Genomic DNA, 18305 nt, shown 5'->3' on the forward strand with positions numbered 1-18305 from the left:
TCAGCCCAGGCTCGCCGGTGCGGGCGGAAAGCGCCGCTCGGGCTTGGGCGCGCGGGCGAACAGGCCGGCCACCTGGGGCGTGGTCTTTTGAATGTCCTGGATACGGGTCTTGCCGGCCGGATGGGTGCTGAGCCACTGAGGCGGAGCGCCCTTGTGGGCACGGCCCATCTTTTCCCACAAGGTCACGCCGGCTGCCGGGTCGTAGCCGGCGCGGGCGGCCAGTTCCATGCCCACCAGATCGGCCTCGGTCTCGTCCTCGCGGCTGAACTTCAGGGTCAGCAACTGGGCGCCCATGTTCATCGCCGCATCGCCCAGATTGCCCAGGCCCAACAGGCTGCTGAGCAGGCCGGCGCCCACGCGCGTGGCCGTGGACTTGCCCATGCGCTCGCGGGCGTGTTCACGCAGCGCGTGGGCGATCTCGTGCCCCATGATGGCGGCAACCTCGTCGTCGCTGAGCTGCAGCTGGGCCAGGATGCCGTAATAGAAGGCGATCTTGCCGGCCGGCATGCAAAAGGCATTCAGCTCCTTGCTGGCAATGACATTGACCTCCCACTTCCACTGCCGGGCACGCGGGTTCCACTCCTCGGTGAAAGGCAGCATGCGTTGGGCAATGAAGCGCAGGCGTTCCACCTGGGGGTGGTTGGCAGGCAGCAAAGCGCGCTTCTGGTTGGCCTCGCCCACCATCTGCTGGTACTGCATGGCGGCGGCTTGTTCAACCTGCTCGGCCGGCACCAGCTTGGTGAACTTGCTGCGCTCACCCACCTGCACGCCCTCACGCTGCGCCAAGGCGGCACCGCTGGCGCCCGCCAGCAGCAGCCCGGTGAACAGGCGTCGCTGCGGCGCAGCCGCCGGGCCGCAGCAGTCGCAGCGGCCAAAACCATAGGAGGGGGCGTGTTCTAGGTGCAGGGTGTCCATGGGGCGGATTGTGTTCATTTCGCGGAATCCAGGCTCGAAATGGGGCCGCGCAGCCAAAACAACAGCCCCAGGGCCGGCAGGCTGAACAGCAGGCTGAGCAGGAAGAAGCTGGGCCAGCCCAACCCTTCAGCCAGCACCCCGGCCAGCGGGCCCACCCACACGCGGCCCACGGCGCTGAGCGCCGAGAGCAACGCGAACTGCGTGGCCGAGTAGGCCTGGCGGCACAGCGCCATCATGAAAGCGATGAAGGCCGCGGTGCCCATGCCGCCGCACAGGTTGTCCACCGCGATCACGGCCAGCAGGCCGCCGTCCAGGGTCGTTGCCGTGGCCAGCTTGACGATCAGCCAGTCAAAGGCCGGCACGCTCACCGATCCCATCTGCCCCTGGCCCGCCACCGCCAGCCACCAGTAGCCCAGATTGCTCAGGCCCTGCAGCACGGCGAACAGCAAGAGCGCGCGGAACAGCCCCAGGCGCAGCATCAGCGCGCCGCCCAGCAGCGCGCCGCCGATGCTCAGCCACAGGCCAAACACCTTGTTGGCCACGCCCACCTCGGCAGTGCTGAAGTGCATGCCGGTCAGCAAGAAGGGCGTGAGCAGGCTGACCGAGAAGGCATCGCCCAGCTTGTAGAACACGATCAGCACCAGCATGGCCACCGCACCCGGTTGGCGCAGATAGTCCTGCAGCCCGCCCATCAAGGTGTCGTAATGGGCGCGCCGGGCCGTCCAGGCCGCCAGCGGAATTACCAGGGCCAGCCCGCAAGCCAGCACCAGCAGATCGACCCAGCGCCCGCCCAAAGGCGTGGCCGGTGCCAGCCAGGCCTGCAAGGCCGGCGCCAGGCCCTGCTGCACGAAGGCCACCCCCAGGCCCACCGCGACCAGCACGGCCGCAAAGCCGATCAGGTCGCGGCGGCCATCGGTCTGCGGGCGCTCGGTACGAGGCAGGCGTGGGCTGGCCAAGAGCGTGAGCAAGGCCGCGCCGCCCATCAGCGCGGCAAACAGGCGGTAGACCTGGGGCCAGCTGAGACCGCCGCCTGCGTTGGCATCCACCCAGATGAAGGCCAACCCGCCGCTGACGATCATGGCCAGGCGATAGCCCAGGGTGTTGAGGCTGGCGCCCAGGGCGCGTTCCTCGGCCGGCAGCAGATCGGCGCGGTAGGCGTCGTAGGCGGCGTCCTGGCTGGCCGATAGGAAAGCGATCAGCAGCGCCAGCGCCGCAAAGGGGCCGAGCTGGCTGGCCGGGTCCACCTGAGAGATGGCCCACAAGGCTGCCGCCAGCAGGGCTTGCGTCAGCGCGATCCAGCCGCGCCGACGCCCGAACAGCGGCAGGTCAAAGCGGTCGATCAGCGGTGCCCACAGGAACTTGAAGGTGTAGGGCAGGCCCACCAGGGTCAGAAAGCCGATGGTGGCCAGGCTCAGGCCCGCCTGTGTCAACCAGGCCTGCATGGCCTGACCGCTGAGGGCCAGGGGCAGGCCGGAGGCGAAGCCCAGCAGGGTGATGACGACAAGGCGATGAAGACGGGCGAGCTGCAAGGGGATTCCTACGACGGGCGAGCGCGCGATGCTACGTGCCCCGAGAATGCCGGGCGTGAACGCACCCAGCTCCGACCAATTCCGCGCCGCGCTCGGCCTGTTTGCCACCGGCGTCACCATCGTGACGGCCCGGGCCGCCGATGGCCGGCTGGTGGGGCTCACGGCCAACAGCTTCAACTCCGTCAGCCTGACGCCGCCCCTGGTGCTGTGGAGCCTGTCCAAACGCGCCGGCTCGATGCCGGTGTTTGCGGCCGGCAGCCACTACGCCATCCACATCCTGGCCGCCGAGCAGCTCGAACTGGCCCAGCGCTTCGCCACCCGTGACATCGACCGCTTTGCCGGTCTGGCCTTTGAGGAGGGCGCCGGCGGCGTGCCCTTGATCCCCGGCTGCGCCGCAGTGTTCGAGTGCGCCAACCGCAGCCAGTACGAAGAGGGCGACCACATCATCCTGGTGGGTGCCGTGGAGCGCGCCGCGCACCGCGAGGGCGCGCAGCCGCTGATCTTCCATGGCGGGCGTTATTTCACGGAGTTGCCCCTTTAGTCGGGGTTCGGGGCAATTCGCCAGCCCGTCAACGTTTGCCAGACCCACAGTAGCAGCCCGCCCAGGCCGGCCAGCGTGCCGATGAGCAGCATATTGTTCTGCTCGGGCCGCAGACCAGGCGCCGCCATCAACAGGCCCAGCAGATTGAGCATCCACAGCACATGAAAGCCTGCCCGCCTTGCCCCTCGACGAGCCATGGCAGCAATTAGCCACCGCACGGGCAACGACAAGCCCAGCAGCATCAGCACCGGAGCCATCGTGGGCTCAGGGCCTAGTAGCAGCAGGGCCAGCAGCAGATGCAGAACCAGGGTCAGCAACAAGGTCCGCAGCTGCAGTCGTGCCTCTCTCGTTGACCGACGCTTGGCATCGGGAACGCGCGGCATCAGCGCCAGCAGCGCCTGGCCAGGCTGGCTTCTATGCCCCTCCTCACCAGCAAGGTGTTGCGACCACAACAAAGAGCCGTACATGATCGGCGCCAGGGTCCAACTCAGCACAAAGCCAAAGGGCGGCCCTTGAGTGATGAAGAGCCACAGGTCCAGGACCAGGACCACGCTGATCCAGAGCGAGGTCTGCAAGAGCTGCTGCAGGGCCAGCTGACTGGGCTTGGTGACCAGCATCAGGCTGCGCATCACTTCAGCCTCGCTTTGCAGCGGGCGCCAGTTCAGTCCGTTCAGGGCCCACAGGGTGGGAAGATGATGCAGACGCTTAAACCTATCGTGCAGCGTTCGCAACCACCTTTTCTCGGTCGTTGCGATGGGCCCCTTTGTCATCGAGCGCATCCAGAGCGCCTGATGAAGGATCAGGATTAAAAGCATCAAGGCGATCACAAACCCCCATGAATGCAGAGTCCATAGACCAAGCGCTGACCCGGGCACCTGCCCAACAACCCAAGCCAGCCATGCCACGAGGGCAAGCAGCCCGGCCCAGACCCAGCGCATGGCGGGCGGGTGAAACACCGCCAGGCGTAGTGTGTGCAGCGGGATCAGCAGCAGCCCGGCGATCCCCACCAGCGTGCCCAGTTGCCCGTTCTGATCGATCCACAGAGGGCTGAGCGCCACAAAACCCAGCATCCCCATCCAGGTCCGCGCCGTGCTGACCTGCCTAGGCACCAAAGTCATCGTCTTCCCGCTGATCTGGCGCAGGCCCGTCAAGGCTTGCAGTAGCAGGGCCAGGCTGGCGAGTGGAAGCAGCGCAAGCTCAAACACGGCCCAGCCACCTCTCGGCCCCAGGCCCAGGCCGACTGCGATGGCCAAGGCCCAGGCATAGGGCCAAGGCCCGAGTGCCGTGCTCAGCAGGCGTGCGATCTGCCAGTTCCGCGACCAGGCCCTCATGGCGCCCCCTCACCAACTAGCGCCGTTGTGCGGCCCAAGGGCAGCATCGGCCGGGCGTGAACCAATCGCCAGCCATAGTGAGCGCTCAGCAACACAAATCCAGCCGCTCCTGCCGCCAGCAGCCCCTGGCCAAGGCCCGATACGACCGTGCTCAGGAGCAAGGCAACGAGACTTACGCCGACCCAGCGGTCGGCGCCTGACTTGCCGAGACGCGTCGAGCCAGGCTCTCGCAAGGCCGTGGCGACCACCAGCAGCAGAACGCCGGCCACGCCCAAGTTCGCCCCCCGCATCAAGGTCAATTCGAACTCGGCCTGCCAGGCGAGCACTGCAGTCACCATCACAAAAGACAACATGCTCACCGCCCACTGGCGCCAGAGCAGGATGCGGGTCAGCGCGCCTCCTTGGGGCACGCCAGGCAGCAGTAAGAGCACCGCCTGCTCGAAACGCCCGCGCTCCAGCACCTTAAGCCGGGCCGTCTGGCTCAACAGCCCGGCCATCGAAACCATCACAACCATCATCGACTGCGCATGGTCCCGGTCCAGGCTCAGGATGAACAGCATGAGATAGACGGCCCACACCAGGATCAGCCAGGGGTGCAAGCTGGGGGCCCAAAGGGTCAACTCCAAGCGGGTCAGGGCCGAACCCCATGGCCGCCCCAGGGTCAGGCGGCGACGTTGCCAGGCCAGCGGCCAGCAGATGATCGATGACAAGCCAGCCATCAGGCGCGATACCCAGCCCTCCACCGGCTTTGTCGTGCGCAAAGGCGCTAGCCTGCCCTGCTGCTCGGCCCACCTGCGGCGATGGCTGGCCTCACCTAGGCCAATTGACAGGGACTGCCAGCGCAGGCACAGCGCGGCCAAACCCAGGGCCAAGCCCCCCAAGCCCAGTTCGACAACCCAAGACCAAGCACCTTCGACCTGCAGCCTGCGCCACAAGTAGTCGGGATCCAAGATCAGCGGAAACGCCGCGCCCATCAGGATCATCAGCCAAAGGCGGCGCTGGGCCATGGGGGCCAGCAGGATCAGGGCCAGGAGCATCGGCGAAGCCGGACCCAACCACTGTCCGGAGACCATTCGACAGACCCCAAGCGCCAGCAGGGCGCTGGTCAGGGTCGCGCTCAGCAAGGCACGGCGCAGGGCAAAGGCCTGGCGCGGCACCAGGCGGGCGTGATTCGGATGGTTTTGAGTCAAGAGGTTGACGATGCCCAAGTGCAGGGCAGCCAAAAGTGCCAGTGCGGGACCCATCAGGTCGGCGCCGGAAAGCCCTGCAGTGGGTACACCACCAAGAGCCCGATGGTTGAAGATCTCCCAGCCATAGGGGAACGCGAAGAGGAGAGCGAAGGGGGCTGCAAGCAGCAAGAACTTCTCCCGCTCATTGACCCCAACTCGCCAGAGCACCCAGCGCCAGATGGCCTTCATGTCAGAGCCTCGAACAGGTCTTCCAGGGTCACCGCCTCGCCCTCCAAACCCTGGCCGGGCGCCGCCTGAATCAGCTGCCGCTCGCCGTGCTGGGCCAGGCAGCGAGCGCCCGGCGGCAGCGGCTCGCGCTGCCAGCGGCAGGCCTCGAGCAACTCGTCCAAGGGCGCCTGCAGGCCAATGCGGCCCTCCTTCAAGAAAGCCACCTGGAAGGCCACGCGCTCCAGATCGCTGAGGATGTGGGTGGAGAACAGCACCGTGGTGCCGCAGTCCAGCACCTGCTCGACCAGCTCGCGCAGGAAGTCGCGCCGGCCCAGGGGGTCCAGGCTGGAAACGGGTTCGTCCAGCACCAGCAGATCGGGCTCATGGGCCAGCGCGCGGATGATGGACAGGCGCTGCTGCTGCCCCCCGCTGAGCTCGGCAATCGTCTGCTCGGCGGGGATGGCCCAGCGGCTCATCAGACCCTCGACCTTGGCGGTGTTCCAGCGCGGATAGAAGCTGCGGAAGTAATTCAGCAGCTGACGCGGCGTGAGTTGTGGGAAGAGATCGCTTTGCTGCGGCACATAGCCGATGCGGGCCCTTACCACGTCGTCGATCTGGCGCGCCTCCTGCCCGTAGAGCAGGGCGCGCCCGGTCCAGGGGTCGCGCAGGCCCAGCAAGGCCTCAATCAGGCTGGTCTTGCCGGCGCCGTTGCGCCCCAACAAGCCCACCACCTGACCAGCCGGCAGCTGCCAGTTCAGATCGTCCAGCACCGACTGCTGCCGGCCCGGGTAGCGCAGGGTCAGACCCTGGGTCAGCACTGGCAGGCTGGCATCGCCAAGCTGGACCGGCGGCTTGGCGCGCACCAGGCCCAGGCCCTGCATCACGGCATCCATCATCTTTTTCACTCCTTCTCCCCTGCCAATAGTTGTTGCATCAGTTGCATCACCTGCCCAGCCGGAATGCCAAGCTCCCGCGCCTCGGCTGCCGCCCGCGCCAGCGTCGGGCGCAAGGCCTCGATGCGCTGGGCCTTGGGGGCCGCCCGGTCATAGCCCTCGGCGATCACCATGGCCAGACCGCGCCGACGCTGCAGCAGGCCCTCGGCCTCCAGCAGGCTGTAGGCCTTGGACACCGTCATCGGGTTCACCGCCAGCGCCGCCGCCAGTTCGCGCACCGAGGGCAGCTCCTGCCCCGCCTTCCACTGCCCCGCGGCCACGCGGCGGCGCAGCTGCTCGATGAGCTGGCGATAGATCGGCTCGGTGGAGCCGGTGAGGATCTGGAACTGGATCGGTGTGTCCATGCCCGAAGTGTATTAGTGCATCAATACACAATGCAAGCCCTCAAATTGAGGGCATTCGAAATCCAACCGAAAGCTGTATGCATATACAGTTACCAGCTCCACCGCCAATCAACCCGGAGCAAGCCTCATGCTGGATCACATGACCTTCCGCGTCCGCGACATCGCACGCGCCAAGTCCTTCTATAGCGCCGCCCTGGCCCCACTGGGCTACAGCCTGGATGTCGAGGGCCAGTACGAGGGCAGCACCTACTTGGGCTTTGCCTTTCCGGATGCCACGCAGCCCGAAGGCAAGAAGTTCGACGTCTGGTTCGTCGACGGCCCCTCGCCCTTTGGCGGGCCACCGGCCACCACGGGCTGCCACCTGGCCTGGCGCGCGGGCAGCCGTGCCGAGGTCGATGCCTTCTACCGCGCCGCTCTGGAAGCGGGCGGGCGCGACAACGGCGCACCGGGCCTGCGAGCGCATTACCACCCGCACTACTACGGCGCCTTCGTCATCGACCCCGAGGGCAACAACATCGAGGCGGTTTGCCACCTGCCGGAGTGAGGCGCGGTTTCACTTCTTGCGGCTCGCCGCCGCCTCTTGAATACACACCCCTATCCTTTTCGCTCTCACTGGAGAACCCGATGAATCCCAGCGCCTATCTGCAGTTCAACGGCCAATGCGCCGAAGCCTTTGCCTTCTACGCCCAGCTTCTGGGTGCGCAATTGGGTGAGCATCACCCGGCCAGCCAGAGTCCGATGGCCGACCAATTGCAGCCGCATCAAAAGGACTGGACCATGCACGCCCAGCTGCATTGGCCCAATGGCCAGGTGCTGATGGGCTGCGACGCGCTGATGGGGCCGTATGAGGCCCCGCGCGGTTTTCATCTGACGCTGAATCGGACCTCGGTGGACGAGGCCCGTGCGCTGTTCGATGCGCTGGCCGCCGGCGGCCAGGTACAGATGCCCTTTGAGCCCACCTTCTGGGCAGCCGGCTTCGGCATGTTGGTAGATCGCTTCGGCGTGCCGTGGATGGTCAATGTGGACGCCCCCACGGCTGCCTGACCCAAGCCGCGCTCAGGCCTTGAGCGCCGTGGGCGCCGAGGCCGGCGCCTTGGGAGTGCCGGGCGTGCGCGGCGTGGGCAGGCTGCTGCGGCGGCTGTAGTCGGCGGGCGGCTTCATCAGGGCCGCATCGGGCTCGCCGCGCTTGAGCTTCTCCAGGCGGTAGACGGTTTCGCCGCTGCGCGGGTCGAAGTCGCGGCTGTGCACGGTCAGCATCAGCTCGGGCGAGGTCCAGACTTCGCGCGTGATGACGATGGGCTTTTCGTTGCCGATCTTGCCGGCCGCGATGGTCCAGGTGCTGCGCTCGCCGTTGACCTTCAGGCCCTCGATCTCCTTGGCCGGCAGGGCGGTCTGCACCGCCTCGCCGCGCGGCGCGAACTGCTGCCACTGCGGCGCGAATCCAAACTCCGGCAGGGCGGGCAGGGGCGGCATTGGGGGCATGGCCGGCAGGTTCTTCAAGTCACTCAGCTTGTAGACGCGCCGCTCCTGGTTGCGCTTGGGCTCGCCTTCACCCTGCTTGATGAGTACATCGGTCTCGATCACCACCGCCGGCTCGCCCTCTCCTGGGGCCTTGGGGGCAGCAGGGGCAGTCGGCGCTGCAGGGGCCTTCGGCGGCTCGGGCAGGTCCTTGAAATGCTCGCGCATGCGCTGGGCCATCTCGCGCCCCCAGTCTGACCATTCCCCGGCATGACCGAAGTGCCAGCGCTTGGCGCTGAACAGCTGGCGCGCGCTCTTGCGCTCGGGGTCCAGCACCCAGGCCTCCTTGGCCACCGGGTCGTTCAGATAAACCAGCTTGCTGTCGCCGCGCTGCACCTCGCGGCGAGTGCGTCCCTCGCCGTCCCGGCACAGGCGGGTGCTTTGACGCTTGACGATGCGGTTGCCATCGGCCAGGGGCTGGATGGATTCGTGCACGGCGTCGGCGCAGTAGGGCGCGCCCTTGACCACCTTCTCCTGACCCAGATGCCCCAGGCTGCCAAGATGGCCCAGGCCCTCCAACTCGATCACCCGATGCTGCATGAGTTTGAAGCCCTCCATCGCCGCCTGCACCTCGCGCTCGACCTGCTGCTGCAACTGGGCCATCTCGGCCACCAGCGGCCGCAGTTGCAATTCCATCTCGTGCGCCTGAACGGGCAGGGCCAACACGGCGGCGCACATCCACAGTGGGTTCTTCATCGCGGTCTCCGGGTTACTGAACAAAGCGCACCGCCAGCACTTGGCCATTGCGATGCAACATCACATCCGCCCGCACGGCTTCAGCGGCACGGGCGGGGTCGTAGGGCAGCCCCATCAGGGCCAGGCGTTCGCGCGGCAGCTCGGTGGGCACGATCCACACCGGCTCACCGCCGTTCTGCACCTGGGCCCATTGCTCAGCGCTCACGAGCGGCAAGTAACCCAGGTCCGGCGCCGGCGCCGGGCGATCCAGTCGCAGCAGGCTGAGCGCGAAGGCCAGGGCCAGCAGGGTGAGCAGGGCACCGGCACCCACCAGCGGGCGCTGCCAGCGGCTGGACGCAGTGAGGGCCGGTCCGGCAAGGACCAAGCTGGCTTGCGTCTGGCGCCGCGACTGTTGCTGGAGCTGCTGCTGCAACAGCAACAACACGGCAGCGTCCTGCTCGGGGCTGGGCCGGCGCAGCGCCAGGGCGGCGCGCATTTGCATCAAGAGCTGCTGCAAGGTGGTCATGAGCGGACTCCCGAAAAATCGTCGTTGCCCAAGAGCTGGGCCAGCCGCGCCCGCGCGCGGTGCAGCCGGCTGCGCAGCACGTCCTCGGCAACACCGGCCACGGCGGCGGCTTCGGCATAGCTGCGCTCTTGCAGATCCACCAGCACCAGGGCCTCGCGCTGGCTCCAGCTCAGGCGCCGAACGGCCGCCCACAGCGCGGCCTCATCCTGCTGGCGCAGCAGCAGGGCATCGGGGCTGTGGGCCAATGGGTGCTCGCCCGCCTCATCGTCAAACTCGGGCAAGGGCTCGCAGCGGCGCCGCCACTGGGCCAGCAAATGGTGGCGGGCGATGCCAGCCAGATAAGCACCCAAGCTGCCCCGCGCGGGGTCAAAGCCCTGGCCCTGGGTCAGCAGCTGGCTGAAGGCTTCCTGCATCGCATCCAGCGCCGCCGCCTCGTCGCCGGCCAGGGCCAATGCGTAGCGGTAGACGGCGCCGGACTCGCGCCGGTACAGCAATGCCAGGGCCTGACCGTCGCCGTCAGCCAGCCGGGCCAGCAGCGCGGCTTCGTCAGCGGGCTGGGCCGGGCGTTCGCCCAAGCGATGCCGCCAGCTCATCTCAGTGCTGCAAAGCCGATTGCCCAAGCCACCGATCCAGGGCTCGGCGCGATCAAGGGCCATCGTGGAACCGGCTTTGCCGGGCCACAGATGGCGCTCCCTAGAGGGGGACGCCCCGAAGGGGCTTCGGGGGTGGGCGTCGGACACGATCTGCATGCCCCTATGGTCATCCAGGCCCCGCTTCGTTACTGCGGACTAACCCGGCGTGTCCAAAGTCAGGCCGGCAGTTTGCTCAGGTCGATGTCAATGAAATGGAAGAACTCGTTGCGGAACAGCGGCCGGCGGTAGCCGACGACCCAGGGGTGGGCCAGGTCGTTCAGGATGCGGTGCACATGCACCTTCATCGGCATGTAGGCCACCTGGATGCGCTGAGCCTGGCGGAACAGGGACGCTCGCTCGGCGCCATCCGGCAGGGTCAGGGCGCGCTCGTACAAGCGGTCGTATTCAGGCAGCTTGAAGCGCGAGTAGTTCTGGTTGCCCGACTGCGGGCCATAGAGCCGCTGCAGCATGCCGATGCCATCGGGGTAGTTGGCGGTGCTGCCCAAGAACCACAGCATCAGCTTGCCGGCGCGTGCCTGCTTGAGCTGCTCGGGCCATTGCCCGTAAACCACCTCCATGCGCAGGCCGACCTCCTTCAGATTCTTCAGCCACATTTCTTGAAAGCGGCGCGAATAGTTGTCGGGCTGAGAGGCGTAGCTCAGTCGTAGCGGGCGACCGTCCGGGTGCTCACGCCAGCCATCACCATCCCTGTCCTTGTAACCATAGAGGTCCAACAATGCCTTGGCCTTGGACGGGCTGAACTCTCCGTTCGCCGTGCGCACCTGCGGGTCATAGCCGGTGGTGTGCGGCAACAGCAGGCTCTGCGCGTGAATCGCCTGACCGCGTCGGATGCGATAGACCTCGGTATCGATGTCCAAGGCCAGACTGATGGCGCGCCGCAGCGCCACTCGGTGCGGCTCGAAGCCGCCGACCTGCTCATCCTCCATGTTGAAGAAGGTGAACGCGCAGTCCGCGGCCTGATGGCGGAAGTGCTGGATGCCCCGCTTGGCAAGATTCGGGGCCAGCTTGTTGTTGGGAAAGGCAATCGGTGCGTACTCGCCGGGCACGCGTTCGATGAAGTCATGCTCACCACCGAGGAAACTCAACCAGCGCGGCTGCTCTTCTTCGATCGGCGTGACTTCGACGCGATCGATCATGGGCAAGCGCCGACCCTTGAGCTGGGCCAGGATGCGACGCCCCTCTTCGTCACGCGCCTCGCCGTCGAAATAGCGCTCGCGATAGCCCTCATTGCGCTCCAGCACGATCAGGCTGCTGCGCCGCCATTGCGCCAAGCGGAAGGGGCCGGTGCCCACCGGGTGCGCGTGGGTGTCATCGGCATAGGCCTCGATGACCTCGCGCGCCACCGCACCGCGCAAGTCGTTCTGCGCCAGGATCTCGATCAGGCGCGGCCGCGGCGCCTTGACGCGCAGCTCCAGCGTGTAGCGATCCAAGGCCCGCAGGCCCTCGATCTCGCGGTCGTAATCAAAGGCCTTGCCCTTAGCCACCGCCGCCCGCAGCTCACTCAAACCCAGAAAGCCCTGCTCCTCCAGCTCCGGCCACATGGGACTAACGTTTTTCGGATCAGCGGCCCGCTTGAAGCTGTAGACATAGTCCTGCGCCACCAATTCGCGGCGCTGGCCCTTGAAGACCGGGTCATCCTGAAAGTAGATGCCGGGCTGCAAGCGGACGATGAAGCGCGTGAAGTCCTCATTCGCCTCGGGCAGGGCGACTGCCGTGTTGGGCACGATCTTCACGGGCCGCGCCACCGGGTCGTAGGCGTACAGCGCCTCGAAGATGTGGCTGGTGATCAGGCGCGAATAGGTATCGCTGATGCGCACCGGGTCGAAACCCGTTTCCGCGGCGACCAAGGCCATGCGAAAGACCTTCTTGGGCGCGGCTGCCTGCACCGGCAGCGCGCCCAAGGCCGCCGAGGCGGTCGCGGCCAGCAGGCCCTGGCGTCGGGTCAGCCTCATGGCGCCTTGGCCTTGCTCATATCGATGTCCACGTATTCCCACCAGTGCTGCGAGAAGCCTGGCCGGCGATAGCCGCTCATCTGCACCCGCTCGATATCCAGGTGGTAGCGGTGGCCTTTGAACTTGTAGGGCATGAAGGCGTTGCCCAGGCGCTGCACGCGCTCGAACAAGGCTTGGCGCTCAGGGCCGTCCGGCATCACGCGCAGTTGCTCATAAGCCCGGTCCACCTCGGGCAGGCTGAAGCGCGCAATGTTGTTGCCGCCCGCATGGCTGCTGGCCAAGCGCGAGGCCGCCGACAGTCCATCGGGCTGGGCCGATGAGTAGGCCACCATCCACATCTGCAGCTTGCCGCCGCGCGCCGCCTTCAATTGCTCGGGCCACTTCGCAGTCTTGAAGGGGATGCACAGACCGATGCGCTTCATGTCCTTATTGAACAGCTCATCCACCTGGCGCTGAATGCCTTCGGGCGTGGTCGCCATTTCCAGCTTCAGCGGACCGCCCCCTGGCGCATCGCGGCAGCCATCGCCATCGGCATCCACATAGCCATAGGTGTCGAGCAAGGCCTTGGCCTTGGCAGGGTCGTATTCGCTGTTGTGGCTCTTGTAGTCCGCCCGATAGCCCGCCGTATGCGGTGGGTGGGTGCCCTGGGCCGGGATGGCCTGGCCGCCTCGCACAAGGCGGATCTCGCGCTCGCTGTCCATGGCCAGGCTGATCGCACGCCGCAGGGCCACCTTTTCGGGCGAAAGTCCCCCCACCACCGCGTCTTCCATGTTGAAGAACATCAGGAAGACGTCCGAGGCCAGCGTCCGATGCAGCTTCATGCCCTGCTTGACGAGATTGGGCGCCAGTTGGCTCTTGGGCGCCGCCACAGAGTAGAAGGGCTCGGGTACACGCTCCAGAAAGTCCTGCTCGCCACGCAAAAAGCTCAGCCAGCGCGGCTGGTCCTCGGCCAGGATGCTGATCTCGACGCGGTCGATCATCGGGATGCGCCGACCCTTGAACTTCTCAAGCAGGGCCTGGCCCTCGGCATCGTCGGGCCCAGGCTGGGCGTCGTAATAGCGTTCGCGATAGCCCGGGTTGCGCTCCAGCGCGATGAAGGAGCCACGCCGCCACTGCATCAGCTTGAAGGGGCCGGTGCCGACCGGGCGTTCCATGGTGGTTTCGGGATCGGCCTCAATGACCTCACGTGCCACCGCACCAAAGATGTCGGACAGCGCAATCTCTTGCAGGAAACGCGGGTTGGGCTGGTCCAGTTGAATCCGCAAGGTGTAGCGGTCCAGCACCTGCAGACCCGCCATCGGGGCGTCGTAGTCAAAGGGCTGCTTGGTCTTGATGGCCCGCTCGCGCGCCACCAATAGGCCGGTCAACCCCCAGGCCTCCACCGTGGTCCAGGCCGGCGCAGCGTTCTTGGGATCGGCAAAGCGCTTGAAGCTGTAAGCGTAGTCCGCCGCCACCAGCTCACGCGGCTTGCCACCAAAGGCTGGCGCATCCTGGAAGTAGATGCCCGGCCGAATCTTGGCGGTCCAGACCGTGAAATCGGCATTCGGCGTGGGCAGTTCGACGGCCGTCAGGGCTTTCAGCTTGACCGGCCGGGCCAAATGGTCATAGGTAACCAGGGCCTCAAAGATATGCGGCGTGATGGTGCGCGAATACAGGTCGTTGATCTTGGCCGGATCAAACCCGGTCTCGGCCACCCTGAAGCTGTAACGCAGGGTCTTCTTCGCCCCGGCCTCTTGCGCTTGGGCGCCCAGGCTGACCACCAAGGCGACCGCAACCGCCACGCTCTGCATCCACTGCATGCTTACTCCTGCGCAGCCTTGAGGGCGGCCGTGTCAATGTCCAGGTATTGCCAGAAGTCGCGCCGGAAGATGTTGCGCTCCAGACCGATGACCCAGGGCTGGGCCATGTCGGTGTAGGTGCGGTGGACATGGGCCTTGTAGGGCATATAGGCCACGGTCAGCTTGTTCAGACGCTCCAGTACGGCCTGACGCTCGGGGCCGTCGGGCAACTCACGTTGCTGCTCGTAAAGCCGGTTGTAGGCCGGCAGGTCAAAACGCGGATGATTGCTCTGCCCTTTGTTGGGGCCGTAGGCAATCGTCAGGAAGGCGTCGGCATCGGGCACGTTCACGCTCCAGCCCACGCCCCACATCATCAGCTTGCCAGCACGGCTGGCCTTGAGGTTCTCGGGCCATTTGGCAACCTTGAAACGGATGCGAATTCCCAGTGCATCCATATTCTTCTGCCACTGCTCAGCGAGTTGCCGGTTCTGCAAGTCGGGCTGGGTGGCGTATTCGAGCACCAAGGGCTTGCCATCAGGCTGATCGCGCCAGCCATCGCCATCCTTGTCCGTATAGCCATGCACATCCAGCAGGGCCTTGGCCTTGGCCGGGTTGAACTCGCTCATCTCGCTCTTGAAAGTGGACGAGTAGCCGTAGGTGTTGGGGCCAATGATGCCCTGGGCCGGAATGGCCTGACCCTTGCGCACCAGGCGGATTTCCTTGTCCAGGTCCACCCCCAGCGAGATGGCCCGACGCAGCGCCACCTTGTGCGGCTCGTAGCCGCCCACCACCGGGTGTTCCATATTGAAGAAGCTGTGCGACAGATCGGCGCGCAGATAGCGGTTCATATAGATGCCGCGCTGAGCCAGATTGGGCGCTAGCTGGTTGTTGGGCATGGCGATGCCGACGTATTCATTGGGCACCTCTTCGACCATGTCGGCCTCGCCGTTCATGAAGGCCAGCCAGCGCGGCTGGTTCTCTTCAATGATGCTGAACTCGACGCGGTCGATCATGGGCAGCTTGCGGCCCTTGAGCTTGGCCGCCAGGGCCTGCAGATCGGGACGGTCGGCCGGAGCTTGCTCGTTGTAGAACTCGTCACGGTAGTTCGGGTTCTTCACGAGCACGATCTTGCTGGAGCGGCGCCATTCGTCGTTCTTCAGCATGTAAGGCCCGGTGCCCACCGGGTGCTCCATGATCTTGTCGCCATAGAACTCCACCACCTCGCGTGCCATGGCGCCCACAAAGGGGTCGGCCAGGGACTGCACAAAGCGCGGGTCACCCACCTTCAGGCGCAGTTGCCAGCGGTACTTGTCCAGCACCTTGAGGCCCTCGACCTCGCGGTCGTAATCAAAGGGCTTGCCCTCTAAGGCTGCCTGGCGCACGGCATCCATGCCCAAAATGCCGGCGTTTTCCAGCACATACAGATTGCCACTCTTGACCTTGGGGTCGTAGTGGCGCTTGAGCGAATAGACGTAGTCGGCCGCCACCAGCTCGCGCTTCACGCTCTTGAACGCCGGATCGGGCGCAAAAAAGGTGCCAGGCCGTACCTTGAAGGTCAAGGTCTTGAAGTCGGGCGCGATCTCAGGCATTTCGCAGCCGGCCGGCTCCAGCTTGTAGGGCCGGGCCAGATGGGCGAAACGCAGCGGCGACTCAAAGATGCCCGCTGTGATGGTGCGCGAGTACAGATCTGTGACCTGGCCGGGGTCGAAGCCGGTCTCCGCAATCCGGAAGGCATAACGAAACACCTTGGGTTCGGACGCCACCGTCTGCGCCCAAACCCCCGTCATTCCCAGCACTGCGGCGCACGCCGCCATGACCTTCTTCACAGCCAACCTCGATCCCAACAAGCAAGAACGCCGCAGCCCAGAGGGCGCGGCGCGAAGGCCGCAAGTGTAGGCAGGCCAAGGCCCAGGCCGCGAGGAGGAAAACCCGTCGCCCTGCTATCGTCGGCGCTCGCCTTGCGGGAGTGCCTTTGTGCGGCCCAAGACCCCGTTCCATCTGCTGCGCTACTTTTCCGGCACCTCATTGGTGGTGATCGCCGTGCTGGGTGTGGCGCTGGCCCTGCTGTTGCAGCGCCGCGCCGAGGCCGAGTTGCTGCACCTGAGCGAACGCCAGAACGAGGCCATGACGGCGGTCTATCTGAATGCACTCTGGGCCGAGTTCGAGCCCGGCATCCAGCCCGGCGCCCCACGCACGGCCGCCGCCCTGCAGGCCTTGGCGCTGGAGCGCCAATGGCAGGCCCGCAGCGCCGCGCTGATGCAAAGCAGTCAGGTGGTCAAGATCAAGGTCTTCGCGCTGGATGGCGTGACGGTCTTTTCCACCGATCCCAAGCAGATCGGTGAAAACAAAGCCAGCAATCCGGGCTTTGTCAGCGCCCGCGCGGGGCAGCCGCTCAGCACCCTGACCCACCGCGAGCGCTTCGACAGCTTTGAGGGTGAACGCAGCGAGGTGGACCTGATCTCCAGCTACTTGCCCGTGCAGCGGGGCACTTCGGTCTGGGCCGTGTTCGAGGTCTATCAGGACGTGACCCCCCAGGTCCAGCGCCAAAAGCGCCTGACCCGCGACCTGCTGCTGAACCTGCTGACCGCGCTCTTTCTGCTCTATGGCCTGCAACTGCTGATCGTGCGGCGCGCGCAGCGCATCCTGGACCGCCAGGCCAATGCCCTGCGCCTGAGTCATCGTGATCTGGAAGCCCGGGTCCAGCAGCGCACCCAGGAACTCGAGGCCGCCACCCTGCGCCTGGACCACCTGGCCCACCACGACCCGCTCACTGGCCTGCCCAACCGCCTGCTCTGCATCGAGCACCTGGGCCGCGCCACTGCCAAGGCCGCCCGCAATCAGCAGGAACTGGCCCTGCTGGTGATCGACCTGGATCGCTTCAAAGAGATCAACGACACCTTGGGCCATGCGGCCGGCGACGAACTGCTGTGCACCCTGAGCACCCGCTTGAACACCGAACTGCGCGGGGGTGACCTGCTGGCACGCATCGGCGGCGACGAGTTCGTCTGTGTCAGCGACTGCGGCGATGCCGCCACCGAAGCCCCGCGCCTGGCGCAGCGCCTGCTCACCACCCTGAGCGCGCCGGTGACCCTGGGCGGCCAGGCGCTTCGCGTCTCGGGCAGCATCGGCATCGCGCTCTACCCCGGCGACGGCAACGACAGCCAGGCCCTGTTCCTGGCCGCCGACACCGCCATGTATGCGGCCAAGCAAGAGGGCCGCAACCGCTACCAGTTCTACCGCCGGGCCCTCACCGACGCCGCCCTGGAGCGCGCCCAGCTGCAGCAGCTGCTGCACCAGGCCCTGGCCGGGGACGAACTGCGCCTGCACTACCAGGTCAAGCTGCTGGCCCAGGGCGGCCAACGCCCAGCCGGCGCCGAGGCCCTGCTGCGCTGGTTCAGCCCCAGCTTAGGAACCGTGCCGCCGGCACGCTTCATCCCGGTGGCCGAGGACTGCGGCCTGATCACCGAACTGGGCCAATGGGTGTTGGACGAAGCCTGCGCCCAGATGGTGCGCTGGGATGCCCAAGGCCTCTCGCTGCCGCACATCAGCGTCAACCTCTCGGTGCGCCAACTGGAGCGCATCGACTTCCTGCAGACCCTGACCGCCACCCTGGCGCGCCACGGCCTGGCACCCGAGCGCCTGGAGCTGGAGATCACCGAATCCATCATCCTGAACGCCGAGAACGCCGTGGCCACCCTGGCCAATATCGCCACCCTGGGCGTGCGCCTGGCACTGGACGACTTCGGCACCGGCTACTCCTCGCTGTCCTATCTGAAGCAGATGCCGATCCAATCGCTGAAGATCGACCGCAGCTTCGTGATGGGCATCGGCGAGCAGCGCGGCGACGAGGCCATCATCCGCACCGTGATCGCCCTGGCCCGCAGCCTGAACCTGCACACCGTGGCCGAGGGCGTTGAGTCCGACCCCCAGCTCGAATTCCTGCGCGAGGAGGGCTGCGAGCAGGTGCAGGGCTATCTGCTGGGCCGGCCGCAGCCGCCGGAGGCGTTTTTGGCGGAGTGGGGTGGGTGAAGATCCCCCGCATTCGCGGGGGGTCGATCTTTAGCCAGTCTTGAGGCTTCGGCGCTGGGCAGCCCGGGAAATCACCCGAGGCGAGCCATGACAGCACAGCACAGCACAGCACAAGGCTTTGTGCCATTCAGCTGGCGTCAATGCTCCAGAACCCACCCAGCATT

16 protein-coding genes are annotated in these 18305 nt (G+C 66.2%); 4 read left to right on the forward strand and 12 right to left on the reverse strand.

Annotated features, from left to right (window positions below; translation table 11 throughout):
• Both FF090_RS18635 and FF090_RS18640 read right to left on the reverse strand, forming a co-directional pair.
• Entirely contained in the window at positions 1-915 is a 915-nt protein-coding gene (locus FF090_RS18635) for a M48 family metallopeptidase (protein ID WP_138858169.1), read from the reverse strand.
• 14 nt (positions 916-929) lie between these two features.
• The gene (locus FF090_RS18640) at positions 930-2444 is read right to left on the reverse strand and encodes an AmpG family muropeptide MFS transporter (protein WP_246071466.1); all 1515 of its coding nucleotides are present in this window, start codon (positions 2442-2444) and stop codon (positions 930-932) included.
• Between the two features lie 46 nt (positions 2445-2490).
• Between FF090_RS18640 and FF090_RS18645 the strand changes: the two genes are divergently transcribed.
• Positions 2491-2985, forward strand: a complete 495-nt coding sequence (locus FF090_RS18645; protein ID WP_375137392.1) for a flavin reductase family protein — start codon at positions 2491-2493, stop codon at positions 2983-2985.
• Here FF090_RS18645 and FF090_RS18650 read toward each other — a convergent pair.
• The 4 genes from FF090_RS18650 to FF090_RS18665 are packed head-to-tail and all read right to left on the reverse strand — an operon-like array spanning position 2982 to position 7010.
• Entirely contained in the window at positions 2982-4316 is a 1335-nt protein-coding gene (locus FF090_RS18650; RefSeq protein ID WP_138858172.1) for a hypothetical protein, read from the reverse strand. The genes FF090_RS18645 and FF090_RS18650 overlap by 4 nt on opposite strands.
• The gene (locus FF090_RS18655; protein ID WP_138858173.1) at positions 4313-5734 is read right to left on the reverse strand and encodes a hypothetical protein; all 1422 of its coding nucleotides are present in this window, start codon (positions 5732-5734) and stop codon (positions 4313-4315) included. The genes FF090_RS18650 and FF090_RS18655 overlap by 4 nt, the downstream gene beginning before the upstream one ends.
• Complete coding sequence (locus tag FF090_RS18660) at positions 5731-6609, reverse strand: ABC transporter ATP-binding protein (RefSeq protein WP_246071601.1); 879 nt, start codon at positions 6607-6609, stop codon at positions 5731-5733. The genes FF090_RS18655 and FF090_RS18660 overlap by 4 nt, the downstream gene beginning before the upstream one ends.
• Before the next feature lie 5 nt (positions 6610-6614).
• A complete protein-coding gene (locus FF090_RS18665; protein ID WP_138858174.1) occupies positions 6615-7010 on the reverse strand; it encodes a GntR family transcriptional regulator in 396 nt (131 codons plus the stop codon).
• A 127-nt stretch (positions 7011-7137) separates the two neighbouring features.
• Here FF090_RS18665 and FF090_RS18670 point away from each other — a divergent pair, with 127 nt between their 5' ends.
• Both FF090_RS18670 and FF090_RS18675 read left to right on the forward strand, forming a co-directional pair.
• Entirely contained in the window at positions 7138-7554 is a 417-nt protein-coding gene (locus FF090_RS18670) for a VOC family protein (RefSeq protein ID WP_138858175.1), read from the forward strand.
• Positions 7555-7634: 80 nt separating this feature from the next.
• Positions 7635-8054 carry a VOC family protein gene (locus FF090_RS18675; protein ID WP_138858176.1) on the forward strand — a complete coding sequence of 140 codons (420 nt, stop codon included), beginning with the start codon at positions 7635-7637 and terminating at the stop codon, positions 8052-8054.
• 12 nt (positions 8055-8066) lie between these two features.
• Here FF090_RS18675 and FF090_RS18680 read toward each other — a convergent pair whose 3' ends face one another.
• The 6 genes from FF090_RS18680 to FF090_RS18705 all read right to left on the reverse strand — a co-directional run bounded on the left by FF090_RS18680 (position 8067) and on the right by FF090_RS18705 (position 15926).
• Positions 8067-9224, reverse strand: a complete 1158-nt coding sequence (locus FF090_RS18680) for a hypothetical protein (protein WP_138858177.1) — start codon at positions 9222-9224, stop codon at positions 8067-8069.
• Between the two features lie 13 nt (positions 9225-9237).
• Positions 9238-9729: a hypothetical protein gene (locus FF090_RS18685; protein ID WP_138858178.1), complete on the reverse strand. Its 492-nt coding sequence runs from the start codon at positions 9727-9729 to the stop codon at positions 9238-9240.
• The gene (locus FF090_RS18690; protein WP_175423731.1) at positions 9726-10385 is read right to left on the reverse strand and encodes an RNA polymerase sigma factor; all 660 of its coding nucleotides are present in this window, start codon (positions 10383-10385) and stop codon (positions 9726-9728) included. Before FF090_RS18690 ends, FF090_RS18685 begins: the two co-directional genes overlap by 4 nt.
• 152 nt (positions 10386-10537) lie before the next feature.
• A complete protein-coding gene (locus tag FF090_RS18695; RefSeq protein WP_138858180.1) occupies positions 10538-12334 on the reverse strand; it encodes an ABC transporter substrate-binding protein in 1797 nt (598 codons plus the stop codon).
• Complete coding sequence (locus tag FF090_RS18700; RefSeq protein ID WP_138858181.1) at positions 12331-14133, reverse strand: ABC transporter substrate-binding protein; 1803 nt, start codon at positions 14131-14133, stop codon at positions 12331-12333. The genes FF090_RS18695 and FF090_RS18700 overlap by 4 nt, the downstream gene beginning before the upstream one ends.
• 2 nt (positions 14134-14135) lie before the next feature.
• Positions 14136-15926, reverse strand: a complete 1791-nt coding sequence (locus tag FF090_RS18705; RefSeq protein WP_138858453.1) for an ABC transporter substrate-binding protein — start codon at positions 15924-15926, stop codon at positions 14136-14138.
• Positions 15927-16086: 160 nt separating this feature from the next.
• On the opposite strand from FF090_RS18705, the gene FF090_RS18710 reads away from it, so the two are divergent.
• Positions 16087-18141, forward strand: a complete 2055-nt coding sequence (locus FF090_RS18710; protein WP_138858182.1) for a putative bifunctional diguanylate cyclase/phosphodiesterase — start codon at positions 16087-16089, stop codon at positions 18139-18141.
• Positions 18142-18305: the final 164 nt, after the last annotated feature.

This window comes from Inhella inkyongensis (genome assembly GCF_005952805.1).
Lineage (GTDB): Bacteria > Pseudomonadota > Gammaproteobacteria > Burkholderiales > Burkholderiaceae_C > Inhella > Inhella inkyongensis.

Coding starts and splice junctions, on each gene's coding strand:
- FF090_RS18635 (WP_138858169.1), bottom strand. CDS start 915: ATGGACACCCTGCACCTAGAACACGCCCCCTCCTATGGTTTTGGCCGC.
- FF090_RS18645 (WP_375137392.1), top strand. CDS start 2,491: ATGCCGGGCGTGAACGCACCCAGCTCCGACCAATTCCGCGCCGCGCTC.
- FF090_RS18650 (WP_138858172.1), bottom strand. CDS start 4,316: ATGAGGGCCTGGTCGCGGAACTGGCAGATCGCACGCCTGCTGAGCACG.
- FF090_RS18655 (WP_138858173.1), bottom strand. CDS start 5,734: ATGAAGGCCATCTGGCGCTGGGTGCTCTGGCGAGTTGGGGTCAATGAG.
- FF090_RS18660 (WP_246071601.1), bottom strand. CDS start 6,609: ATGATGGATGCCGTGATGCAGGGCCTGGGCCTGGTGCGCGCCAAGCCG.
- FF090_RS18665 (WP_138858174.1), bottom strand. CDS start 7,010: ATGGACACACCGATCCAGTTCCAGATCCTCACCGGCTCCACCGAGCCG.
- FF090_RS18670 (WP_138858175.1), top strand. CDS start 7,138: ATGCTGGATCACATGACCTTCCGCGTCCGCGACATCGCACGCGCCAAG.
- FF090_RS18675 (WP_138858176.1), top strand. CDS start 7,635: ATGAATCCCAGCGCCTATCTGCAGTTCAACGGCCAATGCGCCGAAGCC.
- FF090_RS18680 (WP_138858177.1), bottom strand. CDS start 9,224: ATGAAGAACCCACTGTGGATGTGCGCCGCCGTGTTGGCCCTGCCCGTT.
- FF090_RS18685 (WP_138858178.1), bottom strand. CDS start 9,729: ATGACCACCTTGCAGCAGCTCTTGATGCAAATGCGCGCCGCCCTGGCG.
- FF090_RS18690 (WP_175423731.1), bottom strand. CDS start 10,385: ATGGCCCTTGATCGCGCCGAGCCCTGGATCGGTGGCTTGGGCAATCGG.
- FF090_RS18695 (WP_138858180.1), bottom strand. CDS start 12,334: ATGAGGCTGACCCGACGCCAGGGCCTGCTGGCCGCGACCGCCTCGGCG.
- FF090_RS18700 (WP_138858181.1), bottom strand. CDS start 14,133: ATGCAGTGGATGCAGAGCGTGGCGGTTGCGGTCGCCTTGGTGGTCAGC.
- FF090_RS18705 (WP_138858453.1), bottom strand. CDS start 15,926: ATGGCGGCGTGCGCCGCAGTGCTGGGAATGACGGGGGTTTGGGCGCAG.